Source organism: Streptomyces scabichelini (assembly GCF_011045015.1).
Taxonomy (GTDB): Bacteria; Actinomycetota; Actinomycetes; order Streptomycetales; family Streptomycetaceae; genus Streptomyces; species Streptomyces scabichelini.
Genome location: NZ_JAAKZY010000130.1, coordinates 21,596 through 28,968 on the forward strand (window position 1 = coordinate 21,596; position 7,373 = coordinate 28,968).

5 protein-coding genes are annotated in these 7,373 nt (G+C 70.6%); 2 read left to right on the forward strand and 3 right to left on the reverse strand.

The genetic code is table 11. The features are described 5' to 3' along the window. Positions 1–178 precede the first annotated feature (178 nt). Positions 179–2,947: an AAA family ATPase gene (locus G5C60_RS32395; protein WP_165264577.1), complete on the forward strand. Its 2,769-nt coding sequence runs from the start codon at positions 179–181 to the stop codon at positions 2,945–2,947. Between the two features lie 289 nt (positions 2,948–3,236). Here G5C60_RS32395 and G5C60_RS32400 read toward each other — a convergent pair whose 3' ends face one another. After that, positions 3,237–4,403, reverse strand: a complete 1,167-nt coding sequence (locus tag G5C60_RS32400) for a magnesium and cobalt transport protein CorA (protein WP_206440264.1) — start codon at positions 4,401–4,403, stop codon at positions 3,237–3,239. A 163-nt stretch (positions 4,404–4,566) separates the two neighbouring features. Here G5C60_RS32400 and G5C60_RS32405 point away from each other — a divergent pair, with 163 nt between their 5' ends. Further along, complete coding sequence (locus tag G5C60_RS32405) at positions 4,567–5,682, forward strand: winged helix DNA-binding domain-containing protein (RefSeq protein WP_165264579.1); 1,116 nt, start codon at positions 4,567–4,569, stop codon at positions 5,680–5,682. Positions 5,683–5,706: 24 nt separating this feature from the next. Here G5C60_RS32405 and G5C60_RS32410 read toward each other — a convergent pair whose 3' ends face one another. Next, the gene (locus G5C60_RS32410) at positions 5,707–6,381 is read right to left on the reverse strand and encodes a LysE family translocator (protein ID WP_165264580.1); all 675 of its coding nucleotides are present in this window, start codon (positions 6,379–6,381) and stop codon (positions 5,707–5,709) included. Between the two features lie 145 nt (positions 6,382–6,526). Beyond that, positions 6,527–7,318: a S1 family peptidase gene (locus G5C60_RS32415; RefSeq protein ID WP_165264581.1), complete on the reverse strand. Its 792-nt coding sequence runs from the start codon at positions 7,316–7,318 to the stop codon at positions 6,527–6,529. Positions 7,319–7,373: the final 55 nt, after the last annotated feature.

Below are 7,373 nucleotides of genomic sequence, written 5' to 3' on the forward strand. Positions count from 1 at the left end.
GGCTGCCGCCGTTTCCGGCCCTGGCGACCGGGAAACCGGCTTCCAGCCCCGGTAACCGGGTTCCGACGCGAGCCGGGTCCCGGTGGCCAGAGGTACGGGACAATCTCCCGGTTGCCGCAAGTACAGTACATGCCAAAATCATCTGTCGGCAGGGCACACCGGTGTGCATACTGATGACGTGGTCACCCACCGGTGCGACGTGGTCAGGACCTCCGGGCCGTTCGGCCGCGAGGTCACCGTCGTGCGGATCGCCGAGACCGCCGCATCGCCGGGTGCGGCGCCACTTGTCTTGGTCACCGGCCCGGTCGGCATCGGGCGCAGTGCGGTACTGGCCGCCGTCCGGGACAGGCTCGCCGCGCGAGGTATCGCCACCTTGATGCTGCGGGTCGCCCGGAACGAGCGTGATCGCTCCTACTCACTGGCCGCCCGGCTGTCCGCCGAACTCGGCGCCCTGTACCCGGGCGGCAACGGCGGACGGACGGCGAGCGCCGTGACAGGCCCGGCGTCACGCCCGGACGTCTGCCGCCAACTGGCCGGTGAGCTGCGCTCGGCCATGACCACGGGCCACCGGCTGGTGGTACTCGTCGACGACCTGCAATGGATCGACCCCGATTCCCGCAACCTGCTCCTGTCGATGGTCCGCCCGCTCGCGGGAAGCCCCGTCACCTTCGTCTGCGCGCACAGCTCACCAGGGGCCGACCCCGGGAGCGGCCGGACCGCACTGCACCACCTGCGCGCCGCCGGGCTCGCCGAGGTGGTACCGCTGCGTCCGCTGCACGCGTCGGACGTCAACGCGCTGGTCGCCCACGAGCTGCAGGCCAAGCCGTCGGTGTCGTTGGCCGCGTACCTGCGGCGGAGCTGCCGTGGGGTGCCCTCTGCCGTGCTTGCCGCCGTGGCGGGACACCGGCGGAGCGGCTCGCTGCGCGTCTTCGACCGGCACGCCTACCTCGCGTCACCGGACCGGCCGCCCGAACTGCCCGCCGACCACCCGCTGGTCGAGCATCTGCGGCAGTTCGGCGGGCTGGGCTGGCCGGTGGCCAAAGCGCTGGCGGTGCTGTATCCACTCGGCGGTTCGGCGACCGGGCTGATCGCCGAGGCAGTGGGCACCGGCGAGGACGAGGTGCGCGATGCGCTGTCCGTCCTGTGTGCCGAGGGGGTGCTGCGGCACGGCCCGGAACCGGGCCACTGGCGGTTCCGGCTGCCGCTGGTCGCGTCCGCGCTGACCACGTGGCTCGGGCAGTACGAGCGGCGCAGGCTCGCCCAGCTGGCGGTCACCGCGATCTGGGCGGGCGACGCCGCCGCGGACGGCCGGTACCTCGCCGAGCAACTGGCCACCGCGGGCAGGTTCGTGGACTCCCGGCGAGCGGCCGACGAACTGCTCCTCATGGGTGCCGACACCATGCTGGACAACGGGTACTTCGCGGAGGGCTGGCTGCGGGCCGCCGCCAATCTGATCACCGAGCCTGGCAGGCGCGCCCAGGCGCTGCTCCTGCACGCCGCCACCTGCTGCATCCATCTGCGGTTCCCCGAGGCCCTGGACAGCGCGTGGGCGGTTCTGTCCGGCCACCCCGACCTGGTCGCCCCCGAGGCTCTGCTCGAACTGGAGATCATGTACATCGTCTCGCTGGCGGGGACCTTCGACGCGGCGGCGCTCGCCGGCATCGCCGACGACGGCTGGCGTTCGCTGCCGGGCGGGGAGGGACACCGGATCGTTGCCAGGTCCGCCACCCTGTGCCACCTGGACCGCTGGCGGGAGGCGGGTGAACACCTCAAGTCCACCCGCGGGACCTGGTCCGTTGACAATGATGCCGTATCCGCACTGGGCCTGCTCTTCAGTGAGTGCATCGCGGCGTTTCTGGGCAGGATGGCGGCGTTCGACCAGGCTGTCGCCGATCCGACCCGGTGGCCCCTGTGGGAGAAGGGGTCACGGCACCGCTACGAGCGACTGGCCGAGCTGACCCGGACGCTGATGGCCTTCGGCGAGTTGGACCGGGCCGACCAATTGCTCGCGACCTACGAGTTGTCGTCCGGGTACCGGCCCGTGCCCGACCAGATAGTGGCGAACAGCCTGGCCGGCCACTGGGACCAGGCTCTCGACCTGGCACGGATGGGTCTGGCCACCGGCTCCTCGCTCGGCGACCTGCCCAGCCACACCATGATGTGCCGGGAAACGAGCGTCATCCTCGCCGCTCGCGGTCGGCTGACCCATGCCCGCGCCGCGATCGACAGGGCCCGGACCGAACAGCCCGTGCTGCTCCACCTGCTGGCCGTACCGGAGTCGGAACTGGAGCACGCCCTGGGCGCGACCGAGCGGGCCCGCCGGGTGATCGCGGACGCACTCTCTCTGGCCGACGCACGTGGCCTGGTCGTCGGCACGGACGAACTGTGGCTGAGGATGGCCGAGTGGGAGCTGGCCGGTGGCGATCCGGCCGCGGCACGGCGGTGCGCGGACGAGGCGACCAGAGTCGCCGGGCTGATCGGCACCGGCCGGGCTCAGCTGTGCCGGCTGCTCGCCACCGCCGTGGCGCACCGGGACCCCGCGGCCGCTGCCGAGGCGGTCCGGCTCGCACGGCGGCGCGCGCAGCCGTACGAGCAGGCCGACACGATGGCCGCCGTGGTCCGCCACGGACTGGCCGACGTCTCTCTCTTGTTCGAGGCCTACGCGTTGTACGGGGAGCTCGACGCGCTGCTGCCCAGGGTGCGGCTGCGGAACCTGATGCGTGAGCGGAACATCGCCGTGCCCGGCCGGAGCGCCACCATCGCGGAGAACGAACGGCTGCTCGCCACCCTGGTGACCGAGGGATTGACCAACCGCGAACTGGCCGTCGTGCTCGGCTGTAGCGAGAAGAGTGTGGAGAGCCGACTGAGCAGGCTGTTCAAGCGAACCGGATACCAGTCCCGGGTCGAGCTCGCCTCCGCGATGCTGACCGGTGAGTACCTGGCCTGATGCGAGCGGGTCGGACACGGGCCGGTGCCCCGTGTCCGCTCAGGCGGAAACAGACGGTCTCACTCGTCCAGACCGAGCCGCAGGGTGCTCGGCCAACCTGCCGCAGTCGCCTCGGCCGCATAGACGGCGCCTCAGGGGCGAGGCTCCCGCAGGTCAACGCCCGCGATCGCAGGAGACCGCCCGGATCAGAGCGCGGCTCATTCTCCCCAGATTCCCCCCAGCGGCCTCGAACGCGGCGCTTGCGATCGGGATCGAACGCCGTCACGGCAGCGCCTCACAGGACAATTGCTCAGAGCCAGTCCCGCCGCTTGAAGATGACGTACAGACTGGTGCAGACGACCGCCATCAGGACGATGGCGAAGGGGTAGCCGAGCGCCCAGTGCAACTCAGGCATGTGGTCGAAGTTCATGCCGTAGATCGTCCCGACGAGTGTGGGAGCGAACAGAATCGCCGCCCACGACGAGATCTTCTTGATCTCCTCGTTCTGTTCGAAGCCCGCCTCCGCCAACGCCCGCATCTCCGCGTTCTGCTGCTGGGTGACCAGCGTCGCGTTCACCGTGAGGATGTCGGTGAGGGCCTGGCGGAAGCCGTCGACGCGTTCGCTGGTGTGGGTGACGTGGTCGGCGACGTCGCGGAGGTAGCGCTGGAGTTCCTCGTCGGTGCCGTACTTCGCGAAGCCGGCCATCAGGCTGTGCAGCATGCCGACCAGGGGGCGGGTGGCGCGCTGGAACTCGACCATTTCGCGGGAGAGTTCGTAGATGCGCCGGGAGACCCAGGGGTCGCCCCCGAAGACCTCGGTCTCGATCTCGTCGATGTCGTTCTGGACGCCGGAGACGACCGGCGCGTAGCCGTCGACCACCGCGTCCAGGACCGCGTACAGGACTGCCTCCGGGCCCAGCTTCAGCAGCTCCGGGCTCTCCTCCATGCGACGGCGTACGGCCGAGAGGTCGGGGGCCGCGCCGTGCCGGACCGTGATCAGGAAGTCGGGCCCCACGAACACGTGCAGCTCGCCGAAGTCGACCTCCTCGGGGGCGTCGAGATAGCGGGCGGCGCGCAGGACGACGAAGAGGGTCTCTCCGTAGCGTTCCAGCTTGGGGCGCTGGTGGGCCTCCATCGCGTCCTCGACGGCGAGCGGGTGGAGGTCGAACTCGGCGGCCAGCGACAGGATTTCGGACTCCGTCGGACGGGCCAGACCTATCCACGCCATACCTTCCGGCTGCTCGCGCAGCTCACGGAAGGTCTCCGCGAGCGACGCGGGGGTGGAGACGCGTACCCCGTCGCGGTAGAGCGCCGCCTGAACGACGCTGCCTGATTCCGCCGAAGCCACGGCCGAAGGGGCCGGGTTGGGCGCCGGCGGTTCCGGGGGTGGCGGCGCTGACCCGGTCATGGCGCGTCGCCACACCGATTTCCGATTGCTCTTCGGGGCGGGTACGGGGCGGGCTCGGCGCTCCGACATCGCGGCTGCCTCCCGTGTTGAACGTATGTCTGTGTGTCTCTGGCCTCTGATTCGCTCTCTCTGATCACGGAGCAGGATATACGGGTCAAATAACGTCGGTGTGCGGCCCGTGCGACTGGCATGCGGACAGAAGGTGTCCGCAAGCCCCGCTAGCGTGCGGAGCATGACGAAGACCTCGACCGCCCCCGTGCTGAGCACTCGCGCACTGAACCGCGCGACCCTCGACCGGCAGCTGCTCCTGCGCCGGGCCGTCATGTCCGCGACGGACGCCGTCGAGCACCTCGTCGGCCTCCAGGCACAGAACGTGAAACCCCCGTACTACGCGCTCGCCGCCCGCCTGGAGGGCTTCGACCCCGAGGAGCTCTCGGCGGCGATGGGCGCCCGCGAGGTCGTACGCATCGTGACCATGCGCTCGACCATCCACACGCACACCGCCGACGACTGCCTCACCCTGCGGCCGCTGGTGCAGGCCGCGCGCGAGCGGGAACTGTACGGCTTCCGCAAAGGGCTCGTCGGAGTCGACCTGGACCGGCTCACCGCGATCAGCCGCGAGCTAGTCGAAGCCGAGCCGCGCACCCTGAAGCAGCTGCGCGAGGCACTGCTCGCCGAGTGGCCCGAAGCCGACCCGCTCGCCCTCTCCGTCGCGGCCCGCTGCCGACTGCCCCTCGTCCAGGTCACCCCGCGCGGCATGTGGGGCAGGAGCGGCCAGGTCACGCTCACCACCGCCGAGCACTGGCTCGGCCGGCCCACCGAGCCGGCCCCGGCGCCCGACGCCACCGTGCTGCGCTATCTCGCCGCGTTCGGCCCCGCCTCCGTCAAGGACATGCAGACCTGGGCGGGTCTGACCCGGCTGCGCGAGGCCTTCGAACGGCTACGACCCCAGCTGGTCACCTTCCGCGACGAGAACGGCGTCGAACTCTTCGACCTCCCGGACGCACCCCGCCCGGACGCCGGCACCCCGGCCCCACCTCGCCTCCTGCCCGAGTTCGACAACCTGCTCCTCTCGCACGCCGACCGCTCCCGAGTGGTCCCCGCCTCGTACAAGGGGCGCGCCTGGCAGGGCAATTTCGCCCACTGCACGCTCCTCGTCGACGGGTTCCTCAGGGGTGTATGGCGGCTGGAGGAGTCGCGCGAGCGTGCCGTGCTCACCGTCGAGCCGTTCGACCCCCTCACCAAGAGCGAGCGTGACAGCGTGGTCGAGGAAGCGGAGCGGATGCTGTCGGTCCTGAGCGCGGCACCCTCGTACGACATCCGGTTCGGCACCGTCGTACGCGCCTGAGGGCACGAACCGTGGCGAAACGGATCAGTCAGCCCGTCCCGTTGCCGCCACCGTCACGCCCAGCCCGATCATCGTGAAGCCGCCCGCGCCGCCGATCAACGACAGGCGGCGGTCCGAGCGCGCGAACCACGTGCGGGCCGCGGCCGCGGTCAGGCCCCACAGGGTGTCCGTGACCAGGCCTATGGATATCGGTACGAGGCCCAACAAGAGCATCTGCAAAGGCAGTTGACCGGCAGAGTGGTCCACGAACTGGGGGAGTACGGCGGCGAAGAAGACGATGCCCTTGGGGTTCGTGACGCCTACGAGAGCGCCGTCCAGCACCGTGCGCAGATCGCCGCGGGCCGGCCCCGCCGATCCCCTCGATCCCGCCGACCCCGTCGAGTCCGCGCCGATCGCCGAGGCCTTCAGGTCCTTGCGGTGGCGGAAAGCCTGGACGCCGAGGAACACCAGATACGCGGCACCCGCCAGCTTCACCGTCAGGTACACGGTGACCGAGCGCTCGACGAGTGAGCCGATGCCCACGGCCACCGCCACGACGAGGAGATACGAGCCGATGACGTTCCCGACCGCTGTGGCCACCGCCGTGCGCCTGCCGTGGGCCAGCGCGCGGCCGATCACGAACAGGACGCTGGGGCCCGGGATCACGATCACGAGCAGCGACATGGCCGCGAAGGCCAGGAAACGATCCATGGACACCATGCCCATCACCCCCATCGAGCCCCATTGAAACAGGCGGCACCGACAACGTGTCCAGGCTGTGGATAGTCCAGGCATGTGGATAGGGGGCGTTGCGAACCGCTCGTGGCGGCCCGCAACGCCCCCTGGCGTTACCTGAGGTGGGTGCTCAGGAGTTGATCTGCGTCGTCACCAGCGACGAGAAGGTCGTCAGCCGGGTGTAGACGCCGGGGACTCCCGGGTCGGCGCAGCCGTCGCCCCACGACGTGATGCCGGCGAGCCTGCCGCCGATCACGAACGGGCCGCCGCTGTCGCCCTGGCAGGTGTCGACGCCGCCCTGGGTGTAGCCCGCGCACACCATGTCGCCGGCGACGAAGCGCGAACCGTACGCCGACGAGCACGAGGAGTTCGAGACGGTCGGGACCGTCGCGGTGCGCAGCTGGTTGGAGGAGGAGCCGCCCGAGCTTGTGGTGCCCCAGCCGAGGATGCGGGCCGTGGCGCCGGCGGCGTAGACGCCGGTGTCGGAGGAGGAGACGTAGCCGATCGGGGTGTACGGCATCGACGTCGACAGGGTGAGCACGGCGACGTCGTCGCCCCGCGTGACGGTGCTGTAGTCCGGGTGGATCCATATCTTGCTGACTCTGGCCACGGTGCCGTTCGTGCCGTTGCGGTAGGTGCGGCCGCCGACCACTCTGACGCCGCTCGTGGTCTCGCCGACCATGCAGTGGGCGGCGGTGACGACCTTGGTCGCCGACACGAGGGTGCCGCCGCAGAACTGGCTCTGCGAGGAGTCGGTGATCTGCATGACGTACGGGTACGCGGAGGCCGTGGTCGTCGAGCCGCCGACGATGGGGTTGGGAGCGGCGCTTGCGGTGGTCGCGCCGAGCAGGCCGGTCGTTGCGGCGGCGGCGACCGCCGCGGTCACGGCGACGGCCTTCTTGGCAAGGGTGAGCCCGAACATGGATCTCCTCAGGAGTGCCGGTGGGGGGTGCACTGTGGGGGGAGTGACGTGGGGG